Genomic DNA, 1,151 nt, shown 5'->3' on the forward strand with positions numbered 1-1,151 from the left:
CTACAATTTGTGATTCTGTTAGTTTTGATCGTTTCATCTTCTCTCTCCTGTCTAAGTTAATTTAACAGAAGATTCCACTTATCACTTGTACTATTTTAAGGGAGGGTTACCATACCATCTCGAGTAATCCACTCGTTTTGATTCGAATATTCTCCTAATAAATCCATCGCATCCTCATGATCTACTGCGGTTCCAACACCAGCGGGGGAGCCCAGAAAATCCTCTAATATCCAATTCAGACTATATGCCCTATTTGAAGGGGCTATTTGATAGACCCAAAAATTAGGGAACCCCACCCCCCTGTTTATAACTTCATAATTTAAAAAATGCTGTACTCCTTCAAGATATCCAGCAGCAGAAACCCACCCTGCCGTACGGTCTTCCTCCTCACTTGGTGCAACGGTCTGTCCATTAGCATAACGAAGTACATTATAATCAGCGGGAACTCCCCTAGTGTTTGCCCAGGTCACAAAACCAGGACCAACTGTATGTTCAGATCCAAAAACCTGTTCTGGAGGCCGTGTGTCAGCCCGAAAGAAATAGTCCGGCGTTTGGGGTGCGGGCACTGCCCAAACAAGACTAATAAACATTATATATAAAAATATAACAGCAAAAAATCTTAATAATTTTGTCACAAGAATAACACCAAAATAATCAAAGTTAATAATAATTATGAGCAAACTTTATTATATAACTTATTAATATATAGCTAAATCCTAAATGTATGGCATAATAACTTATTGAATAATTGTAGAATTAAACAAGGAGTAAGGTCTTTAAGTTAAAAGAAAAGAAAGGGCTAACTTATGAGGAAGTTTCAGAACTCTTCGGCGTTTCAATGAGGACGCTGTTTCGATGGAATACAAGAATAGAAATAAAAAAAAAGGCACCAAAACCTCGAGCGATTAACTTAGAAGAGCTAAAGAATGATGTAAAAAATCATCCGGACAGTTATCAATGGGAACGTGCGCAACGTTTTGGTGTAAGTCAACACTGTATTCAGCATTGGTTGAATTTCCTTGGAATCAGCTGTAAAAAAAACACTAAAACATCCAAAAGCCAACGAAAATACACGTACAAGCTTCCAGAATAAAATCAAGCGCTACGCCGGCTATGGTCGACCCATTGTTTATTTAACGTGAGTTCGATAT

At 38.0% G+C, this 1,151-nt stretch carries 2 protein-coding genes and 1 pseudogene; 2 read left to right on the forward strand and 1 reads right to left on the reverse strand.

Annotation, left to right across the window (positions count from 1 at the left end; genetic code table 11):
* Positions 1 to 95 precede the first annotated feature (95 nt).
* The gene (locus C200_RS10490; protein ID WP_016212379.1) at positions 96 to 635 is read right to left on the reverse strand and encodes a hypothetical protein; all 540 of its coding nucleotides are present in this window, start codon (positions 633 to 635) and stop codon (positions 96 to 98) included.
* Positions 636 to 823: 188 nt separating this feature from the next.
* Here C200_RS10490 and C200_RS16755 point away from each other — a divergent pair.
* A pseudogene (locus C200_RS16755) lies at positions 824 to 1,003 on the forward strand (IS630 transposase-related protein); the annotation flags it as partial.
* A 16-nt stretch (positions 1,004 to 1,019) separates the two neighbouring features.
* The gene (locus tag C200_RS16570; protein ID WP_282916178.1) at positions 1,020 to 1,142 is read left to right on the forward strand and encodes a hypothetical protein; all 123 of its coding nucleotides are present in this window, start codon (positions 1,020 to 1,022) and stop codon (positions 1,140 to 1,142) included.
* Positions 1,143 to 1,151: the final 9 nt, after the last annotated feature.

The sequence above is a fragment of the Piscirickettsia salmonis LF-89 = ATCC VR-1361 genome (assembly GCF_000297215.2).
GTDB classification, from domain to species: Bacteria; Pseudomonadota; Gammaproteobacteria; order Piscirickettsiales; family Piscirickettsiaceae; genus Piscirickettsia; species Piscirickettsia salmonis.